This window comes from Pseudomonas sp. B13(2017) (assembly GCF_002113245.1).
Lineage (GTDB): Bacteria > Pseudomonadota > Gammaproteobacteria > Pseudomonadales > Pseudomonadaceae > Aquipseudomonas > Aquipseudomonas putida_Z.
This window is the reverse complement of the sequence record NZ_NEJX01000012.1, coordinates 102,086-122,023: the sequence shown is the minus strand read 5'-3', so window position 1 is coordinate 122,023 and position 19,938 is coordinate 102,086. Positions and strand designations below refer to the sequence as shown.

18 protein-coding genes, 1 tRNA gene and 1 pseudogene are annotated in these 19,938 nt (G+C 59.7%); 8 read left to right on the top strand and 12 right to left on the bottom strand.

Translation table 11 applies throughout. The features are described from left to right. Positions 1-216: 216 nt before the first annotated feature. The gene (locus CAG44_RS16790; protein ID WP_085590666.1) at positions 217-645 is read right to left on the bottom strand and encodes a LexA family transcriptional regulator; all 429 of its coding nucleotides are present in this window, start codon (positions 643-645) and stop codon (positions 217-219) included. A 337-nt stretch (positions 646-982) separates the two neighbouring features. On the opposite strand from CAG44_RS16790, the gene CAG44_RS16785 reads away from it, so the two are divergent. Continuing rightward, positions 983-2,203: an AAA family ATPase gene (locus CAG44_RS16785; protein ID WP_085590668.1), complete on the top strand. Its 1,221-nt coding sequence runs from the start codon at positions 983-985 to the stop codon at positions 2,201-2,203. Beyond that, positions 2,190-2,858, top strand: coding sequence for an HNH endonuclease (locus CAG44_RS28135; RefSeq protein ID WP_143493930.1), 669 nt, complete (start codon positions 2,190-2,192; stop codon positions 2,856-2,858). Before CAG44_RS16785 ends, CAG44_RS28135 begins: the two co-directional genes overlap by 14 nt. 8 nt (positions 2,859-2,866) lie before the next feature. Here the strand turns inward: CAG44_RS28135 and CAG44_RS29345 are convergent, their stop codons facing one another. Continuing rightward, positions 2,867-3,532: a DNA adenine methylase gene (locus CAG44_RS29345; RefSeq protein WP_371858549.1), complete on the bottom strand. Its 666-nt coding sequence runs from the start codon at positions 3,530-3,532 to the stop codon at positions 2,867-2,869. 444 nt (positions 3,533-3,976) lie between these two features. Here CAG44_RS29345 and CAG44_RS16770 point away from each other — a divergent pair, with 444 nt between their 5' ends. Beyond that, a complete protein-coding gene (locus CAG44_RS16770) occupies positions 3,977-4,663 on the top strand; it encodes a tyrosine-type recombinase/integrase (protein WP_256573555.1) in 687 nt (228 codons plus the stop codon). Here CAG44_RS16770 and CAG44_RS16765 read toward each other — a convergent pair. From CAG44_RS16765 to dapA, 6 genes are all read right to left on the bottom strand, one after another. Beyond that, entirely contained in the window at positions 4,660-5,523 is an 864-nt protein-coding gene (locus CAG44_RS16765) for a hypothetical protein (RefSeq protein ID WP_143493928.1), read from the bottom strand. The two genes, CAG44_RS16770 and CAG44_RS16765, sit on opposite strands and share 4 nt — an antisense overlap. Before the next feature lie 336 nt (positions 5,524-5,859). Beyond that, positions 5,860-5,949: transfer RNA gene (locus CAG44_RS16760), tRNA-Ser, on the bottom strand. Between the two features lie 91 nt (positions 5,950-6,040). Then, complete coding sequence (purC, locus tag CAG44_RS16755) at positions 6,041-6,751, bottom strand: phosphoribosylaminoimidazolesuccinocarboxamide synthase (RefSeq protein ID WP_004375217.1); 711 nt, start codon at positions 6,749-6,751, stop codon at positions 6,041-6,043. Between the two features lie 30 nt (positions 6,752-6,781). Continuing rightward, positions 6,782-7,540 carry an MBL fold metallo-hydrolase gene (locus tag CAG44_RS16750; RefSeq protein ID WP_085692558.1) on the bottom strand — a complete coding sequence of 253 codons (759 nt, stop codon included), beginning with the start codon at positions 7,538-7,540 and terminating at the stop codon, positions 6,782-6,784. After that, the gene (gene bamC, locus CAG44_RS16745; protein ID WP_004375223.1) at positions 7,541-8,662 is read right to left on the bottom strand and encodes an outer membrane protein assembly factor BamC; all 1,122 of its coding nucleotides are present in this window, start codon (positions 8,660-8,662) and stop codon (positions 7,541-7,543) included. It lies immediately after the preceding gene. A 15-nt stretch (positions 8,663-8,677) separates the two neighbouring features. Continuing rightward, entirely contained in the window at positions 8,678-9,565 is an 888-nt protein-coding gene (dapA, locus tag CAG44_RS16740) for a 4-hydroxy-tetrahydrodipicolinate synthase (RefSeq protein WP_025340253.1), read from the bottom strand. 259 nt (positions 9,566-9,824) lie between these two features. Here dapA and CAG44_RS16735 point away from each other — a divergent pair, with 259 nt between their 5' ends. Together CAG44_RS16735 and CAG44_RS16730 are read left to right on the top strand one after the other, a co-directional pair. After that, positions 9,825-10,385, top strand: coding sequence for a glycine cleavage system protein R (locus CAG44_RS16735; protein ID WP_013973793.1), 561 nt, complete (start codon positions 9,825-9,827; stop codon positions 10,383-10,385). Positions 10,386-10,396: 11 nt separating this feature from the next. After that, entirely contained in the window at positions 10,397-10,870 is a 474-nt protein-coding gene (locus CAG44_RS16730) for a peroxiredoxin (protein ID WP_013973794.1), read from the top strand. 114 nt (positions 10,871-10,984) lie between these two features. On the opposite strand, the gene CAG44_RS16725 is transcribed toward CAG44_RS16730, so the two are convergent. Continuing rightward, entirely contained in the window at positions 10,985-12,055 is a 1,071-nt protein-coding gene (locus CAG44_RS16725; RefSeq protein WP_015271461.1) for an AI-2E family transporter, read from the bottom strand. 19 nt (positions 12,056-12,074) lie between these two features. Beyond that, entirely contained in the window at positions 12,075-12,314 is a 240-nt protein-coding gene (locus tag CAG44_RS16720) for a sulfurtransferase TusA family protein (protein WP_004375233.1), read from the bottom strand. Between the two features lie 122 nt (positions 12,315-12,436). Between CAG44_RS16720 and CAG44_RS16715 the strand changes: the two genes are divergently transcribed. Then, positions 12,437-13,873 carry a M48 family metalloprotease gene (locus CAG44_RS16715; protein WP_025340255.1) on the top strand — a complete coding sequence of 479 codons (1,437 nt, stop codon included), beginning with the start codon at positions 12,437-12,439 and terminating at the stop codon, positions 13,871-13,873. A gap of 108 nt (positions 13,874-13,981) precedes the next feature. Here the strand turns inward: CAG44_RS16715 and nadA are convergent, their stop codons facing one another. Beyond that, positions 13,982-15,040, bottom strand: a complete 1,059-nt coding sequence (gene nadA, locus CAG44_RS16710) for a quinolinate synthase NadA (protein WP_003254747.1) — start codon at positions 15,038-15,040, stop codon at positions 13,982-13,984. Positions 15,041-15,313: 273 nt separating this feature from the next. After that, positions 15,314-16,822 (bottom strand): YdgA family protein, encoded by a 1,509-nt coding sequence (locus tag CAG44_RS16705; RefSeq protein ID WP_025340256.1) that lies wholly within the window; start codon positions 16,820-16,822, stop codon positions 15,314-15,316. A 445-nt stretch (positions 16,823-17,267) separates the two neighbouring features. On the opposite strand from CAG44_RS16705, the gene CAG44_RS16700 reads away from it, so the two are divergent. Both CAG44_RS16700 and CAG44_RS29340 read left to right on the top strand, forming a co-directional pair. Continuing rightward, entirely contained in the window at positions 17,268-18,620 is a 1,353-nt protein-coding gene (locus CAG44_RS16700) for an APC family permease (protein ID WP_075046057.1), read from the top strand. Positions 18,621-18,686: 66 nt separating this feature from the next. Then, positions 18,687-19,892 (top strand): annotated as a pseudogene (locus CAG44_RS29340) (HAMP domain-containing protein); the annotation flags it as partial. Positions 19,893-19,938 lie beyond the last annotated feature (46 nt).

The following is a 19,938-nucleotide window of genomic DNA, read 5'->3' as shown; positions in this document are numbered from 1 at the left end:
TGATCCTGCCTGTGAGTAGCCATCGTCGCCTTAAGGAAGCAGCATTTCGTGTGGTGCCATGCAGATCCTTGCCATTGGCTGGATTCAGTAGAATGCGGAGCTCGAAAAATCTATAAATAGTTACAAACAGTAAGACATTGAATTACAGGAATAAAATCAATACTAACGGTTAGTAAGGGTCCGGATGAGTTGCAGTCGATCAGCGCGAACACCTGCTCACTGGGCATGATCGCGCACGCTGTAGCGAACCACACCCCAGATGACGAGATCGTCGCCTTCCAAGATGTGCCGCGGTGGGTAGGCAGGATTCTCCGACTGAAGAACCACCACCCCGTTGCGCCGGTACAGCCGCTTGCCCACCGGCTCCGCGTTGATGGCAGCAATCACGATATCGCCGTGCACAGCTTCGTTACCGCGGTCGACGATCAGCAAATCACCGGAGTAGATCCCCACGCCCTGCATACTGTCGCCCTCCACCTGTACCAGATAGACATGGGGAGCTCTCAAGTCAAAGAGCTCGTCGAGGGAGATGTGTCGCTCCAGATGATCCGCAGCTGGCGACGGGAAGCCAGCCGGTACACGGAACGAGTACACCGGCAGCAACGAGGGGCCGCCCGTGGGCGTACCGAGGAAGGAGATGCTCATAGGGAAGGGTCCAAGGTAAACTGTATATGCGTACAGTTAACTGCGAGATCGTCCCTACGTCAATGTGCACCTACTCGATAACCGCTTCGCCTCAACGCAGCTGGAGCGCGGTTTGCACTTGAAAGCCATTAGCATGCAGGCATTATCATTTTCGTTTGAGGCGGAAGGCTTGGTATCTTCGCTGCCCGTCCCTCCTAGGAACCTCACTCGAATCCAATCGATTGGAATAGCTTCAGTGATCTGAAGGTCTCGTTGCGCCGATCATAGAAATCTAGCAGATTAAGCCGTACACCTATCGTTCCATTACGTTCATACAGCGAATTTGAAGCGAGTAAAAATGCCTCCCCACATCCAAAAAATTAGCGGACAAATCCCCGATTCTGGAATGCAGTTAAATATTCCGTTGAATGGAAAAAACCTAATTATTACAGGCTCCAACGGAGCAGGAAAAACCTGGTTCCTTACACAACTAAAACTCAAACTCCTAAACAAACTTACGATGATGGACCCATCACGATCAACATTACAAACAGAGCTAGACGCGCTCATAGAAAGAGGCGCCCCCGAAATTGGCGACCACTATGGGCACGCCAGAAGAGTAGAACTCCTACGCCAACAACTAAAAAACTACGACTCTGATATTTATCTTGAGGTAGAACCTAAGAAACCAATCATAGGTCATCTAGTCGTGATGTTCTTTGAGGCAGATCGAAAATCCTCTATAGGCGCTGCTTCTTCGGTATCGAGTGTTGAAGACTCCAAAGAACAGTGGCGAAGTGCTATAGAGCACAGCTTTGTTGGCGGCGAACTTGAAAGACACTTGGTAAACTTGAAAAGTCGAGCTGCCATCGTTGAAAAATATGAGAAAAATGCGAAATACGCTCAAAGCATCGACGAATGGTTCGTAGCACAAGAACAAAACCTCAAACTTCTAATGGAAGATGATTCCACGCAGTTAATATATGACTCTAGAAAGGATCGGTTTACCATAACTAGAACAGGAAAGCGCGACACAAACTTTCAGAGCTTATCCTCAGGCTACTCATCCGTATTTAGCGTCTACGCGGAAATACTCATGCGAACTGAGGTACTCGATATTTCTCCCGCCGAGTTCGAGGCAGTTGCGTTTATTGACGAAATCGAAACTCACTTACATGTTTCACTACAGCGCCTTATTTTACCCTTCCTCAAGAAAGCATTTCCCAAAGTACAATTCATTGTAACAACCCACTCACCATTCATAATCACCTCTACAACCGATGCTATCGTGTACGACATAAGCACAAACGTTGTAGTTGATGCCGACCTTTCTCTTTATACGTACTCCGCGATAATGAAAGGCATCATGCATACCAAGCCAACATCAGTAGTCCTAGAGGATATTGTTAAAAACATATCAGAGATAATAAACTCTGAAAAACTGGACGCACTGATACTTCGAACAGAGCTAAATAAACTGTTGGGGTTTTATGAATTCTTAGACGACCGCGCAAAGACCTTCTTCCAATTAGGCCAAAAAGCACTTGCCGACAGCGAGGACAGCAATGTTCAAGGTTGAGCGCCCACACGAGGCACCGGAATGCAATGAGCGAACCGGATACAATACGCCTGAGATCGTTAAAGCTCTTGAGAAAATGTTCTTAGGGAAATGCTATTTGTGTGAGCAGGACGCTTTGAGTGACCCCGAAATAGAACATTTTCAACCACATGAAGGCAATAAAAAATTAAAGTTTGACTGGACGAACCTCTATTATTCATGTAGCAGATGCAACAGCCTTAAAGGCTCAACCCATACGAATCTTTTAGACTGCTGCGATCCGAATACCGATGTATTTTCGCCTATAAAATTAATCCTACCCTCTCGTTACGATGATGATATACAGGTAATCCTCACTGAAGATCAGCCCAGTGAACAAGCGGCAAACACAGCCAAGTTACTTGACAAATGCTATAACGAAGACACCACTGGGCTGCGCGGAATTACCAGAGCGGTGCTAGTTGAGAAGATGCACAGCGATTGGCACCTACTTGTTGGCTACAGAAACATCGTTACTTCCGTCCGGTTCTCTGATGAAGAAAAAATCGTGGCGATGGGGCGTATCAAGACGATGCTGCAAAGCAAATACCCATTTTCAGTTTTTTGGAAGTGGTGGGTGCTCGGCGATAGCAAACTGCTCGAGGCCATGCCTGAACTCAAAGTGCTAGCCAAATGACTAGCCAACTAAAAAAGTTGATCAAGCAAGCCCGGATACCAATTCATGATCACTAATTCACCGGTGACTTCCGCCTTTCCCTGACGCTGGTTCGTATTGCTGTACCGGATATCGAGGCATTCGAAGTGGAAGCCATCAAAGACGCGCCGGATGTCAGGGTGGTCGTTTATGCTGACCATCACCCTCCCCTTGCAGCTCCGCATGAAATTGGCCATGCGTTCGTACTGCTCGAAGGGGAAGTCGAGCCCATAGCCGGCGGTCTGCCAGTAAGGCGGGTCCATGTAGAAGAACGTATGTGCTCGATCGTAGCGCTCGGCGCAGTCGAGCCAGGACAGGTTCTCGACGTAGGTGCCGGCAAGGCGCTGCCATGCGGTCGACAGATTCTCCTCAATGCGCAACAGGTTGATAGCCGACCCAGTGGTGGCGGTACCGAACGTTTGCCCAGTGACCTTGCCGCCGAAAGCATGCTGCTGCAGGTAGAAAAACCGGGCGGCGCGCTGGATGTCAGTCAGGGTCAGGCGCTCCTGCCCGGCCCAGCGGAACGCGGTCTTGCGCGTCAGCTCGTCAAACGCGGCCGTGTCCAGGTTGAAGTAATAGGGCTTAAGTTTCGGGTCTTGCGGCTGGATGATCAGCAGGTGCGGGAACGGCTTCACCGCCTCAGCTGCCGGCGTCATGTCGGCGCCAAGCGCACTGCTCGGAAAGATATTGCCCAGGCTTGGGCTGAGCTTCCCAGCCATGCGATTGATCGCCGCCCCTGCCTTGGCCGCCTGTTCCTTAAGCGTACCCAGGCGCTGCTGCACCTGAGAGGCCGCCGAAACGGCCTGGTTGTACTTTGCCGCCACCTGCCCCGCTGCGGACTGGGCGGTGTTGATCTGCCGCATAGTGCGCTGCAGCTTTTCGCCCACCATCGGGCCAACGATCGGCAGGCTTTCCAGCTCCGAGGCGGCGCCCGTCATGTCACGGACGGCCCCATTCAGCGGACCCAGCATGCCGTCGAGGCTGGTACGGCCGGCCTGGCCGGCCGCCACCAGCGACGACAGCGTCGATCCCATCAGTTCCATGTAGGCCATGGCACCTCCTTAAGCGACATCCGCCGCATCAAACAAGCTAACCGAGGCTTGGGCGTTGAAACGGCTTTTGCCATCGAGCAGCGCCTGCAGGCCGGTACCCGGAGCGAGATCGAGCGGATAGCCGCCGCCGATCCGGAGCGAATGGCAGACAGCCGGATGATCGTCTTCAACTGTTGGGCCGGGCTGTCTCTGTCCGAATTGATTGCGACATCCATAGAGGACGTCGACCTGGTGGCCGGCACTCTGACGATCCGGCGCGCCCTGGTCGCCGGGGAGTTCAAGGTGCCGAAAGAACGCTCGCGCATTCGAACGGTGGAGCTGATCGCGCCGGCCCTGGAGCTGCTGACCATGATCGTGGCCGATGCCAAGGAAGCCGAACCCACGCACATCACCGTTGTGCAGCGAGACAACATCACCAAGAAGCATGAGCGGGTTCGCTTCCTGTTCCGCAGCTCCACCAGCGGCCTGCTGTGGAACGGCAAGACCGTCAGCAACTGGTTCACCGCCCACCTTGAGAAAGCCGGGGTTCGTCATCGAGGCGCCAACCAGGCACGACACACGTTTGCGAGCCAAGCACTGTCAAGCTACGTCCCAATTGAGTGGGTCGCCCGCCAACTAGGCCACAGCGACACCACCATGGTACGCAAGCACTACGGTCGTTGGATCTCAAAAGACACTAAAAGCATGGCAAATCTAGTTTCCGAAATGTTGGGCTTCCCATTTACTAAGGCCTAAGACGATAAATGTACTTCGGTAGCTTTGACCTCAATGATTAACTTCTTCAAAGACTCCAGATCATGAACAGGGGGAGGTAGTCGTTCAAGGCCACCCTCCTCCACTACGCCAAAATCGATTACCGGAAACCCCTTTGCCTTGAAAGGACCATCTAAAACTTTTCCAATCTCAATCATTGCATCATGAAGATACTGAATCACAAAATCAAAATTAGTAAGTACATTCTCGGTAGTATTATATACCGAAATCAGCCTAGCCGGCTCAATTACGGAGACAATCGCAGGAAAATCAACTACCAGATCGTGCCCCAAACGAGAAGAATTCAAAATATCCCTATAGCTTAAATACGTACCATTCCGACCCTTTATATTCTCGAACAAGGCCTGATAATTATGATTAGCATTAAGAACCATATCTACTGCGGTCTTTGCCTTTTCAGCTAGTAAATAATCTATAATCTCCAACCCGATTACCCCCGCTACTCTTGGTGTATCCGGAAGCGTTTGGATAGCCAGAAACCTAAACTCGTGAGCTTTAAATCTTTCGATTGAGTTCTTCTTAATTGCTACTAGATACTGAATTCTTCTCAGATAGTCCAGCTTAGTCATAGAAAGGGCACGATACCCCTCCCGGGCTTCTTTATTTCTTTCATTATGCCCCTGAAACCAAAATGCTGCATATGCACCTGCAATTGCCCCACCGAAGCCTGACGAGACTGGACCAACAACATCTTTTAGAAAAGCGATCGAATTGGTATCAAGCAGCAGCGCGATATCAGGCGAAAAAGAGATCAAGAATAGTGAAAACTGAAGAGCCAGAAACAACCCTAAACCAACACCAATAAATACATGCTTAAACATCTACGACCTCTAGCCCCAATTTATCTAAATCTTTAATAAACCTCTCATTGCAACAATAAACTTACATCAATTACGTGCCCAACAGAACAGACGCTCTCAATAATCACTAAGCGGTCTATTACGAATTCCGCTTATGCCGTTCTTAGCTTAAATTGACTACCCAAACCCAGCTTTTCGGGTATACGCCCTAGTCGAGGTCAACCCCAACGGCCTAGATAGTCCTGAAACGGCCCGACAAGCGATAAATCTGCCCTAAATCTGCCCTAATCAAAAGCCCAGAAACGACGAAGCCCCCGAAAACTTCAACGTTTTCGGGGGCTTCGACTACTTCATGTATGGCGGAGAGATAGGGATTTGAACCCTAGGTACTGTTGCCAGTACAACGGATTTCGAATCCGTCCCGTTCGACCACTCCGGCATCTCTCCAATGCCGCGCATCATACCAGCGTTCTTTTAAAACGCAAACCTTTTTTTAAAAAAAATCGCGTTGTATCAGGCGCTTGCGTGAACGTGCCGCTTAAAGCGGCACGCCCAGGCGCTTGGCAACTTCTTCGTAGGCTTCGATCACGTCGCCCAGGCCCTGGCGGAAGCGGTCCTTGTCCATCTTCTTGCGGGTCTCTTTGTCCCACAGGCGGCAGCCGTCCGGGCTGAACTCGTCGCCCAACACGATCTGGCCGTGGAATACGCCGAACTCCAGCTTGAAGTCGACCAGCAGCAGGCCGGCGTCATCGAACAGCTTGCTCAGCACTTCGTTGACCTTCAGCGACAGCTTTTTCATTTCGGCCAGCTGCTCGGCGGTGCCCCAGCCGAACGCGACAACGTGAGATTCGTTGATGAAGGGGTCGCCCTTCTCGTCGTTCTTCAGGAACAGCTCGAAGGTGGACGGCTCCAGCTTGATGCCCTCCTCCACGCCCAGGCGCTTGACCAGGCTGCCGGCGGCGTAGTTGCGCACCACGCACTCGACCGGGATCATGTCCAGCTTCTTCACCAGGCACTCGTTGTCGCCCAGCAGCTTGTCGAACTGGGTCGGCACGCCGGCTTCTTCCAGTTTCTGCATGATGAAGGCGTTGAACTTGTTGTTCACCATGCCTTTGCGGTCGAGCTGTTCGATACGCTTGCCGTCGAACGCCGAAGTGTCGTTACGGAACAGCAGGATCAAGCGGTCGGCGTCGTCGGTCTTGTAAACCGATTTGGCCTTGCCGCGGTAGAGTTCGTCGCGTTTTTCCATGATTGGGCTCCGCTTGCTTGAGGTGTTGGGCTAGGCGATTTCGCGCCAGTCGAGCCCGTGTTCCTGATTCGCCACCTGGAGCCAGTCCGGGTCGCACCCAAGGGTGTCGACGAAGCACTGGCGAGCCAAGTGTGGCAGGTTGTTCTTGCTGCTGAGGTGGGCCAGCACCAGGTGTTGCAGGTTGCTCCAGCCCAACTCGTGCACCAGGCGCGCGGCCTGGTGATTGTTCAAATGCCCTTGCATGCCACCCACCCGCTGCTTCAGGAAGGCCGGGTAGTGACCGCGTGCCAGCAGGTCGCGGCAGTGGTTGGCCTCGATCAGCAGTGCATCCAGGCCCTGATAACGCTCCAGCAGCAGCGCGTCGTACGAGCCCAGGTCGGTCAGCATGCCGAAGCGCCGCTGGCCGTCGCTGACCACGTACTGCAGCGGCTCGTAGGCGTCGTGCTCGACCCGCGCCGCGGTCACTTCCAGGCTGCCGATACGCAGGCTTTCACCACAAGCGAGAAAACCGGCCACCTCCACCGGCTTGCGCATGCCGCGCAAGGTCCCCTGGCTGAGGTAGACCGGTACATTGTAGCGCCGTGACAGCAAGCCGACTCCATGCACGTGGTCGGCATGTTCGTGGGTGACCAGAATCGCACTGAGCTGGGCAGCCGACACGCCGAGCAGCGCCAGGCGCCGCTCGGTCTCGCGCAGGGAGAACCCGCAATCGACCAGGATGAACGTGTCACCACTGGCGATCAGCGTGCCGTTTCCCTGGCTGCCGCTTCCGAGTACCGCGAAGCGCACTTAGCCCAGGTGGTCCTGAATGGCGCTCAGCACGCGGCGGGCGACATCGGCCGGGGCCACGGTGTTGATGTTCTTCTCGACCGTGACCTGCACGCTCTCACCTACCTTGCTCAGGCGAACCTGGTAGCGCTCGGCACGGGCTTCACGCTCTTCCTTGGTCGGCTCGCTGCCGAACATGCGGCCGAAGAAGCCAGGCTGGTTCTGCTTGTCTTCAGGCTTTTCAGACAGGTTGATGTAGTACAGGCCCAGGCTGCGGTTGATGTCCTCGACACGCCACTCGCCACCCTGCTCCAGGGCACGGCCCACGCTGGACCAGGCGCGGTCCAGGTCGGCGCCCAGGTACAGCACCGGGTTGCCGCTGCCGTCTTCGCTCAGGCTGACGCGGCTTGGCGCGTCGAAATCGCGCGCGGCCAGCAGCGATACCGAACCGCCCTTCTCGGCGCTGCGGTTCATGCTGGCAAGCATTTCGTCGACCAGCAGGGCATCGGCACCAGTGTTGCTGGAGGTGGACGGGAAATCGGGCTCGGCAGTGCTGCCGGCCGGGCGCTCGACGCTGACCACATACACCTCGGAGGTGTTGCGCTGCACGCCAGGCTCCATGCGTACACGCACGCGCACTTCGCTGTCAGCGCTGCTGGCAGTGCTGGCCAGGCGCTGGCCGAGCGAAGCCGACAGTTCGTCGAAACGCTGCCAGGTGGTATTGAATTCACCGGTCTGCGGGCGCTCTTCGGCGATGCGGAAGCCGTTGTCCTCGAAGAACTGGCGAGCCACCGGCCATACTTCGGCCGGCGAATGCTGGGCCAGCACCCAACGGCTGCTGCCGCTGCGCTGCAGGCTGTAGTCGGTAACCTGGGCGGCGCCACCGGTCATCGGTTGCGGGCGCGGCACCTCGAACTCGCCGGTGGCGCTGTCGTCGGCGACGTTGCGCGGGATCGGCAGCAGCGGGTCAAGGCGCTTGACGTTGCTGGCGTCCGGCGGCAGCTGCATCGGCGCAGTCGGGCGCGCCTGCAGGTAATCGCTGCCGCGGTCGCGGAAATAGCCATCCTCGCCCCACAGCCAGCCACACCCACTGGTGCTGGAGATGATCAGGGCAAGGGCGGAAAGACCAGCCAGTCGCTTCATGCGGTGTACTTCCTCTTAAACCAGTACGCCGGACTGGCGCAAGGCAGTACGGACTTTTTCGTGGCAGCCTTCGCTCAGCCAGGTCAGCGGCAGGCGAATGCCTTTGTGCATCAGGCCCATTTCGACGAGTGCCCATTTCACCGGGATCGGGTTGGACTCGCAGAACAGGTCTTTGTGCAGCGGCATGAGTTTTTCGTTGATTGCGCGGGCCTTCTCGGCATTGCCCTCAAGGGCGGCCTCGCACAGGTCGGCCATTTCGCGCGGGGCGACGTTGGCAGTGACGGAAATGTTGCCCTTGCCGCCCATCAGGATCAGCTCGACGGCGGTCGGGTCGTCGCCGGACATGACGATGAAGTCTTTGTCGACGCCATCGAGGATGGCCTTGGCGCGTACCAGGTCGCCGGTGGCTTCCTTGATACCGATGATGTTCTTGACCTTCGACAGGCGGATCACGGTATCGGCCTGCATGTCGCAGGAGGTGCGGCCGGGTACGTTGTAGAGGATCTGCGGGATGTCGACGGCTTCGGCGATGTGCTTGAAGTGCTGGTACAGGCCTTCTTGCGTCGGCTTGTTGTAGTACGGCACTACCAGCAGGCAGGCGTCGGCGCCGGCGCTCTTGGCGTTCTGGGTCAGGTGCACGGCTTCGGCAGTGGAGTTGGCACCGGTACCGGCGATGACCGGGATGCGGCGGGTGCTGCGCTTGACGCGCTCGACCACGTGCTTGATGACCAGGATGTGTTCTTCGACATCCAGCGTGGCGGACTCACCGGTGGTGCCGACAGCGACGATCGCATGGGTGCCGTTTTCCAGGTGGAAGTCTACAAGTTTGTCGAGGCTTTCCCAGTCGAGACGCCCTTGTGCATCCATGGGAGTGACCAATGCCACCATACTGCCCGCAATCATGTAACTGCTCCTGCCGGAAAAAGAGAGCGGTAATGGTACTGGGGGCATCGGCCTTGCACAAGCGAAGCAGGCGGGCGGAGCATTCCCCTCGGCGCCTTATTTCGCTACCCTTGATGCTTTGATCGGTGCAGCGCGGCCCGCCGGGCCGTCGACCTTGCTCCCCGCCAGCGTCCACGACCTCGCATGCGAGCCCCGGGCCCTGCCGACAGGAGGCTTTCGCCCGTCCTGTGCCGACCGCTCATCGCTTTAGGAATGCTGCATGTCCACCCCCACCGTCCGCGAACAATTCCTTGTCATCAGTGCCCTGGGCCCCAACCCCATGGAGCTGGCCAACGTCCTCAGCCGCGCTGCCTTCGAAAACCGCTGCGCGGTGGTCACCTCGCGCCTGAGCCGCCACGGCGAGACCAGCGCCCTGGTACTGCAGGTAGGTGGCAGCTGGGACGCCCTGGCGCGCCTCGAAGCCATGCTGCCGGGCCTGGGCAAGAAGCACGGCCTGACCCTGGACGTGGTGCGCAGCGCCGACCAGGAAGTGCGCCCGCAAGCCCTGCCCTACGTGGCCTACGTCAGCGCCGCCTACCGGCCGGACATCATCAACGAGCTGTGCCAGTTCTTCCTCGACCACCGCGTCGAGCTGGAAGCCATGACCTGCGATACCTACCTGGCACCGCAGACCGGCAGCAGCATGCTCAATGCCCAGTTCACCGTGATTCTGCCGGCCGGCACCCAGATCAGCTGGCTGCGTGACCAGTTCCTGGACTTTGCCGATGCCCTGAACCTCGATGCGCTGATCGAGCCATGGCGTCCACAGAACCCAATGTAAGGAAACCGACCATGGCCGTAGCACTCGACCAACCCGTTGCCGACTTCCAGGCCCAGGCCACCAGCGGGCAAACCGTCAGCCTGGCCGAGCTCAAGGGCCGGCAAGTGGTGGTGTACTTCTACCCGAAGGACAGCACCCCGGGCTGCACCACCGAAGGCCAGGGTTTCCGTGACCAGCACGATGCCTTTGCCGCAGCCAACACCGTGGTGTTCGGCGTGTCGCGCGATGGCATCAAGTCGCACGAGAACTTCAAGGCCAAGCAAGGCTTCCCGTTCGAGCTGATCAGCGACAAGGACGAAGCCCTGTGCCAGCTGTTCGATGTGATCAAGCTGAAGAAGCTGTATGGCAAGGAATACATGGGCGTTGACCGCAGCACCTTCCTGATCGACAAGGACGGTGTGCTGCGCCAGGAATGGCGCGGGGTGAAGGTGCCCGGGCATGTGGATGCAGTACTGGCTGCTGCCCAGGCCCTGAACAAGGCTTGAGATCGTTGGGGGCGCTTTGCGCCCCTTTCGCGACACAAGGCCGCTCCTACAGGAAATCGCGTATCCCTGTAGGAGCGGCCTTGTGTCGCGATGGGCTGCAAAGCAGCCCCAAAATTACAGCATCGGTGACACACTAGGCTCCTGCCGCGGCCAGGCATCCAGCACGGCCTTGATCAAGGTCGCCAGCGGGATGGCAAAGAAGATCCCCCAGAACCCCCACAACCCGCCAAACAGCAACACAGCACAGATGATCGCCACCGGGTGCAGGCTCACCGCCTCGGAGAACAGCAGCGGCACCAGCACGTTGCCGTCCAGCGCCTGGATGATCGCGTACACCGTCATCAGGTAGATGAACTGGTCACCCCAGCCCCACTGGAACAATGCGATCAACGTCACCGGCACGGTCACCACCACCGCGCCCACGTAAGGCACCACCACCGACAGCCCCACCAACAGCGCCAGCAACGCCGCGTAGTTGAGCCCCAGGCTGATGAAGGCGATGTAGGTGGCAATGCCGCAGATCAGGATCTCGATGCCCTTGCCGCGGATGTAGTTGGCGATCTGCCGGTTCATCTCGCTGCCCACCCGGTTCAGCAGGCTGCGCTGGCGTGGCAGGTAGCCGCTTACCCAACGGCCGATCAGTTCGCGGTCCTTGAGAAAGAAAAACACCAGGATCGGCACCAGCACCAGATAGATCATGGCGTTGACCAGCAGCGGCAGGCTCGATAGCGAGAAGGTCAGCGCCCACTGGCCGAACTTGCCGATTTCCCCGCGCACCGACTCGATGGCATGCAGCACCTGCTCGTCCGACACCAGGTGCGGGTAGCGCTCGGGCAACAGCAACAACAGCGACTGCCACTTGCCGAGCATGCCCGGCAGTTCGTTGAACAGGGTGATCAACTGGTGCCACAGCAGCGGTACCAGCACCAGCATGAACACCGCCAGCGCGCCCATGAACAGGGCAAACACCAGCATCACCGCCAACCGGGTGGGTACCCGCAAGCGCTCCAGGGCATTGACCAGCCCCTGCATCAGAAACGCCAGCACCATGCCCGCCAGCACCGGCGCAAGCATGCCACCGAGGGTGAGTACCGCAGTAAAAGCCAGGAACAACAGGACCGCCAGCACCACCGCTTCCTCATCGGAGAAGTAGCGCTGCATCCAGTCGCGAAGCACTTTGAACATTGACGATCCTTGGAAAGACTCAGGCCTTGCGCAGCCAGTAAGTGTAGGTACCGGCCTCGGCCGTTTCCCGCAGCAGGGTATGACCGGCCAACTGGGCGAAAGTGCGGAAGTCGCGCTGGGAGCCGGCGTCGGTGGCAATTACCTTGAGCACCGCGCCGCTGGCCAGGCGGTTGAGCTCCATCTTGGCCTTCAGCAGCGGCAAAGGGCAATTCAGCCCGCTGGCGTCCAGTTCGGCGTCACAGGTCAGGGTTTCACTCATTGCGGGGCTCTCCAAAGGCATTGCCAGGCTGTATCTGGATTTGGCCGGCTAGGATAGCGCCACTGGTCGCCAACGTGTGAGCCCGCTACAGTAGGTATCTTTGACCGACGCGAGCTTCATGCATGAATCTACTGCGCCCTACCCTGCTGACGCTGGCCTGCCTGTTGGCCCTTCCCGGCCATGCTGACGACCTGCCATCACTGGGTGATGCCAGTTCCGCGATCGTCTCGCCGCAACAGGAGCACCAGCTCGGCCGTGCCTGGCTGAGCCTGCTGCGCGGCCAGGTCAACCAGCTCAACGACCCGCAGCTGAAGGACTACGTCGAAACCAGCGTGTACCGCCTGGCCGAAACCAGCCAGCTGCAGGACCGCCGCCTGGAATTCATCCTCATCGATAGCCGCGAGCTCAACGCCTTTGCCGCCCCGGGCGGCATCGTCGGGGTCAACGGCGGGCTGTTCCTCAACGCCCAGACCGAAGGCGAGTACGCCTCGGTACTGGCCCACGAACTGGCGCACTTGTCGCAGCGCCACTTCGCCCGCGGCGTCGAGGCCCAGCAGCGCATGCAACTGCCGATGATGGCAGCGCTGCTGGCCGGTATCGTGCTGGCGGCCGGTGGCGGTGGTGATGCCGGTATCGGTGTGATCGCCGGCACCCAGGCGGCGGCGATCCAGGAACAACGGCGCTTCTCGCGGCAGAACGAACAGGAAGCCGACCGCATCGGCATCCAGAACCTGGAAAAGGCCGGCTACGACCCGCGCAACATGCCAACCATGTTCGAGCGCCTGGCCCGGCAGTACCGCTACGACGCCAAGCCGCCGGAATTCCTGCTGACCCACCCGGTAACCGAGTCGCGTATCGCCGACACCCGCAACCGCGCCGAGCAGGCCCCCAAGGGCGGCGTCGAGGACAGCATGCGCTACCAGCTGATCCGTGCCCGGGTGGCGCTGACCTACGAAGGCACCCCGGGGCTGGCGGCCAAACGCTTCCGCGCCCAGCTGGACGAAGACCCCAAGCTGGACGCCGCGCGTTACGGCCTGGCCCTGGCGCAGATCAAGGGCGGCCAGCTGAACGAGGCGCGTGAACTGCTCAAGCCGCTGCTGGCCAAGGCACCCAACGACATTACCTACAACCTGGCGCAGATCGACCTGGACATCACCAACAACCGCCTGGCCGACGCGCAGCAGCGCGCCGAACGCATGCAGGGGTTGTACCCGGGCAACTACCCGCTGAAGCAAGTGCGTGCCGATCTGCTGGTGAAGCTGAACAAGCCCGCCGAGGCGGAAAAGGTGCTGAACGAACTGGTGAAGAGCCGACCGGATGACCCGGACGTGTGGTACGACATGGCCGAAGTGCGGGGCCTTTCGGGCAATACCATTGGCTTGCACCGGGCGCGGGCCGAGTACTTCACCTTGGTGGGCGATTTCGACCAGGCCATCCAGCAGCTGGATTACGCCAAGCGCAGGTCGGGTGGGAACTTCCCGCTGGCGGCACAGATTGACCAGCGCCAGCGCGAGATCATGGAGCAGCAGCGCATGGTTCAGGAAATGATGGGGCGTTGAGGGCCATTCGCGGGCACGCCCGCTCCCACAGGTACTGCACCGCCCGTGAGCGCTGCGCTATACCTGTGGGAGCGGGCGTGCCCGCGAAGAAAGCGACGCGGTCTGGCGTCAGGCGTTCCCGGACAACTTCAGGCGCGCTGCCTGGGTAAAGTCCAGCATCCGGTTCAGCGGCTTGATCGCCTTCGGCACCAGCGCCGGGTCGACAAAGATCTCGTTCGTGCCATTACGCAGGCAATCCAGCACACGCTCCAGGGTGTTCATCGCCATCCACGGGCAGTGCGCGCAGCTGCGGCATGCCGCGCCGTTACCGGCGGTGGGGGCTTCGACGAACTCCTTGTCCGGGCACAGCTGCTGCATCTTGTAGAAGATGCCGCGGTCGGTGGCGACGATGAAGGTCTTGTTCGGCAGGGTCTGGGCAGCCTTGATCAGCTGGCTGGTGGAGCCCACCGCATCGGCCAGCTCGATCACCGCTTCCGGCGACTCGGGGTGCACCAGAATCGCCGCATCCGGGTACAGCGCCTTCATGTCGGCCAACTGGCGCGACTTGAACTCTTCGTGAACGATGCAGGCACCGTCCCACAGCAGCATGTCGGCACCGGTTTGCTTCTGGATGTAACGCCCCAGGTGCTGGTCCGGGCCCCAGATGATGGTTTCGCCGTTGTCCATCAGGCTTTCGACGATTTCCAGGGCGCAGCTCGAGGTCACCACCCAGTCGGCGCGGGCCTTCACGGCAGCGGAAGTGTTGGCGTAGACCACCACGGTACGCTCGGGGTGCTGGTCGCAGAAGGCCGAGAACTCTTCTACCGGGCAGCCCAGGTCGAGCGAGCAGGTGGCCTCCAGGGTCGGCATCAGCACGCGCTTTTCCGGGGTGAGGATTTTCGCCGTCTCGCCCATGAAGCGCACACCGGCAACGATCACGGTTTCGGCCGGGTGGTTCTTGCCGAAGCGGGCCATTTCCAGCGAGTCGGACACGCAGCCGCCGGTTTCTTCGGCCAGCGCCTGGATGACCGGGTCGCAGTAATAGTGGGCGACCAGCACGGCGTTCTGGGCCTTGAGCTCGGCAGCGATGGCCGCACGGTATTCGGCCTCCTGCTCGGCTGTCAGCGGGTTTGGCTGCTTGGCGTCGAGGTGGGCCTGAACCAACAGGCGTTCGGAAATCTGGGTCATGATCGCTGGACCTGCAGGCGCGTGCGCGCGTCAAATCGAGTGTATCACCCGGCCCTGACAGATCGGCTAAGGGTGCCGGACGGCACAAAGGCCGCCACGGCGCTCTGCGGGCGCGGATTATTATCGGAGGCCGAAGGCTACAGACAATCCAGCGATTTCTAAAGTGGTTTTTGTGTTGCCTGTGCTGGCCTCTTCGCGGGCACGCCCGCTCCCACAGGTACAGCGCTGCCCTCGGGGGCAAAGAGTAACCTGTGGGAGGAACAGGAGAAACGATCAGCCCTGCGGCGACAGGGCCGCCAGCTGCGCCGCCATGAGCATGGCGAACTCTTCCACGGTCATCTTCTTGCCGTTGAAGTCGACCATGCCGTCGGCATAGTGCAGGCTGCTCACCACATCATTGCCCTGCACGGTGGCCATGCCACTCTGCAGCGCCATCATGCCGACCATTTCCCCGGCCTGGCTCGATTGCATGGCAATGGCCTGGGCGTCGGTCTGGCCATCCAGCAGTGCCTGCAAGGTTGCCAGGTCACCGATCATCGGCTTGGACAACGACAGCTTGCTCTTCACCTCGGTGATCAGTTGCTTGCTCAACTGGTCAGGCGGCAGGTCGAAGCTGGCCGGGGCGGAGAAGCCCATCGACAGGTCAAAGCGGCTTTCGCCATTGGCGGTCCTGAACGACAGGTTTTCCACCGCCACTCGGGGCTTGGCAGCCAGCAGTTTCTGCAGCTCGCCCTGGAACCTGGCCTTCTCCTCATCGTCCATCTGGATTTCCGGCACCGGCTGGCCAGCGGCAGCCGCGGCCTCGAATTCCGGCAGGTGCGCCTGGTACCACGTCGACAACGCCTGTAGCGCCGGCGCGTTGACCGACGTGATGCTCACCGCCATCTGCGCCTTGCCCACCGCACGACCATCCCAGGTGATATCCCCGACCTTGTACTCCACGCGGCCACCCACGGTATCCGGGCCGTCAAGGGTTTGCAGGGCGTTCTGCTCCAGCCCCTTGACCACCAGCACCTGCTGTTTGGGCCCCAGGGTGACCTTGGTTTCGGCCAGCGCCAGGTCGACGTTGCCCACGTAGATGGCCTGGTGCGCGGTGGCCGCCAGTTGGCCGCCGACCTTCAGGCCATTGAGCTCGAAGGTGGCAGGCGGCTGGTCATCGCGTACCAGTTTCATCACGAACCGATCGGCCTGGCCGTGGAAGCTCGAGGCCTTGCCTTCCTGGTCACCACTGACTTGCAGTTGCATGCCCGAGAAGTCGAGGCTGTTGCCATCCGCTTCGTCGAGCTTGACCGGTGCCAGCTGCACCTGGCTGACCACATTGCCGTCGTAACCCAGGCTGGTCTGTGCGCTGACCGGGGCCTGCTCGCCCGCTGCGGCGAACCACGGCGCGGTGGCGTCGTCCTTCTGCAGCGTGCTGTTGCTGACTGCCAGCACCGGCATCAGCTTCAGTGCCTTTACCCGCGACCAGGGGAACGGGCCGTGCTCGATCTGGTCGGTCACGCCAACGTCGAAATTCACCACTTCGCCTTCGCCCAGGTTGATATCGCGGGCCTTGAGCCGGTACTGGGCGGTACTGCTGAAGAAATGCTGCTCCAGCGACACCCGTTCGATGCTCATGCTGCCACCGGTACTCACCAGGGCCTTCTTGAGTTCCGCGTTGCTGCGGACCAGGGCGTTGTCCAGCTCCGCAGGCAGCTGCTTGCCGGTGTACCAGGCACCAGCGGTGGTTGCGACGGCGATGGCGATAGCCAGGCCGGAAAGGATGCCAACTGATTTCTTCATGAATAGAACCGATTGCTGTCCATATGGGCTTCGTAGGCGGCCAAGGGCCACACAGGACGCCAAGAGTACCACTGCAGCCCAGCCCTGGCGCTGGCCAGACTCGAGAAATCCGTTTTTTGGGAAACGCCTGACAGACCTTCCAAGGGAAACCGACATTCGTTAATTTTTGCGAACACCAGAATTGATCACAACCGCAAAAAAACGCGCAAAAACCGAACAAAACCCCACTTTAATCGATAAATATTTCAATCCAGCAACATCTTGTCATGTTTAACTTGACACTAAGCTACCCATCGTTTTTTATTTTCACCACTTTGCGCGCTCCCCCGCGCCCCCGCTGCTCCAACAATAAAGGTGAACAACATGGAGCCCACCCGCTCGCCCTTGCCGCATGCGCAGTACACCGTGCCCGCCGTTTACGCCCAGCCGCAGGAGCCATGCCAGCATGCAGCCTGACCACAGCGCTTCCGGCAACGGCCAACTCCGTAAAACCCTGCGTCTCTGGCACGTGATCATCATCGGTCTGGCCTACCTGACCCCGATGACCGTGTTCGACACCTTCGGTATCGTTTCCGGGATTACTGCCGGCCACGTACCCAGCGCCTACATCCTGGCACTGGCCGGGATCCTGTTCACCGCAGTGAGCTACGGCACCCTGGTAAGGCGCTTCCCGCAATCGGGCTCGGCCTACACCTACACCCAACGTGCGATCAACCCGCACGTCGGCTTCCTGGTCGGCTGGTCGTCGTTGCTGGACTACCTGCTGCTGCCAATGGTCAACGCCTTGCTGGCCAAGCTGTACCTTTCGGCCATGTTCCCGGAAGTACCGGAGTGGATGTGGGTGGCTGGCTTCGTCACCCTGATCAGCCTGATCAACATGCGCAGCGTGAACCTGGTGGCGCACTTCAACCTGCTGTTCGTGGCCGTGCAGGTGGCGATCATCGCCGTGTTCATCTACCTGTGCGTGCGCGGCCTGGACCAGGGTGAAGGGCTGGGTACCGCCTGGAGCCTGCTGCCGTTCGCCGACGACCAGACCCAGCTCAGCGCCCTGGCCGCCGGTGCGACCATCCTGTGCTTCTCGTTCCTCGGCTTCGACGCGGTCACCTGCCTGTCCGAAGAAACCCGCGACCCGGGCAAGACCATCCCTCGCGCGATCTTCCTCACCGCCCTGATTGGCGGCCTGGTGTTCATCACCGTGTCGTACTTCATCCAGGCCTACTTCCCGACCATGTCCCGCTTCCACGACCAGGAAGCGGCACTGCCGGAAATCGCCCTGTACGTCGGCGGCAAGCTGTTCCAGTCGATCTTCATAGCCTGCACCGTGATCAACACCATCGCCTCGGGCCTGGCCTCGCAGACCAGCGTGTCGCGCCTGCTGTACGTGATGGGCCGCGACAACGTGATCCCGGCCAGCCTGTTCGCCCGCCTGCACTCGCGCTACAAGACGCCGGTGCTGAACATCGCGGTGGTGGGGCTGATTTCGCTGTCGGCGATCTTCTTCGACCTGGTCACCGCCACCTCGATCATCAACTTCGGTGCGCTGGTCGCGTTCAGCTTCGTCAACCTGTCGGTGATCAACCACTGCTACCTGCGCGAAGGCAAGCGCCAGGGCCTGGCCAACCAGCTGACATACCTGGTGGCACCCACCATCGGCTTCTGCATCATCGTCTCGCTGTGGCTGGACCTGAACGCACACTCGCTGCTGTTCGGTGGCGTCTGGGCACTGCTCGGCCTGCTGTACCTGGCCTGGCTGACCAAAGCCTTCAGGGACTCCCCGCCCAACTACATCGCTGAATGACCCATGCTGCCGACAACGCCCGCGCCTGATCGCGGGCGTTGCATTTGATCGATAAGGAAAGCCCTCATGCCGCTGCGTCGCCTCTCCATCCAGTGGAAGATCACCCTGCTCGCCGGCCTGTGCCTGCTGGCCATTGTCGCCCTGCTGGTAACCACATCGCTGGCCCAGGCGCGGCGCAGCGCGGCATTGGTCAACCAGGCCAACACCGAAATGCTCGACAGCAGCGCACGCCTGCGCCTGCAGGCCCATGCCGAAACCCAGGCCCTGCGCATCCAGCGCTATTTCATGGACGCCTACCAGTACGGCAATGGCTTTGCCCGCCTGGTGCAGGTGCTCAAGGCCCGTGGCGGCAACGACCTGCGCGCCGAACTGACGCGCCAGGCCCGCGCCAGCCTGGCCGGCAACCCGGATGTGATCGGCCTGTACCTGGTGTTCCAGCCCAACGCCCTGGACCCGGACAGCCAGTACCTCGGCCAGGATGCAATGGGCAGCAATGAGAGCGGGCGCTTCTCGCTGTACTGGTCACAACCCCGCCCCGGCACCCTGGAGCTTGAAGCCATGCCGGAATCGATGCTCGGTGACGCCAACATCGGCAGCAACGGTGTGGCGAAGAACCGCTGGCTGACCTGCCCGCAGGACACCGCCAGAACCTGCATGCTCGAGCCATACCTCGACGAAGTGAATGGCCGCCAGGTACTGATGACCAGCATCGCCCTGCCGCTGCTGGAGCACGGCAAGGTGGTCGGCGTGGTCGGCCTGGACATCGGCCTGGCCAACCTGCAACAGCTGAGCCTTGACGGCCGCCGGGAGCTGTTCGATGGCCAGGGCCAGGTCAGTATCGCCAGCGCGGCCGGCCTGCTGGCCGGCAACAGCCGCGACGACAGCAAGCTCGGCGAGCCCATGGACAAGGCGGTAGCCGACGGCCTGCTGCGTGTTGCCCATCCGTTCACGCCAATCCCTGATGCCGCCCCTTGGCAGGTATTGCTGGAACTGCCGGAAAGCGTGCTGCAGGCGCCTGCCGTCGCCCTCAACCAGCGCCTGGATGCGCACAATCACAGCGCCAACCTCACCAGCCTGCTGGTTGGCCTGGGCGCTGCGGTAGTCGGTTTGCTGCTGGTGTGGCTGACCGCGCGCGGGGTGACCCGGCCAATCCTGGCCGTGGCCGCGCGCCTGGAAGACATCGCCAGCGGCGAAGGCGACCTCACTCGCCGCCTGGACTACGCCCGCCAGGACGAACTGGGCCAGCTTACCGGTTGGTTCAACCGCTTTCTCGACAAACTGCAGCCGGTCATAGCCCAGGTCAAAGGCTCACTGCAGG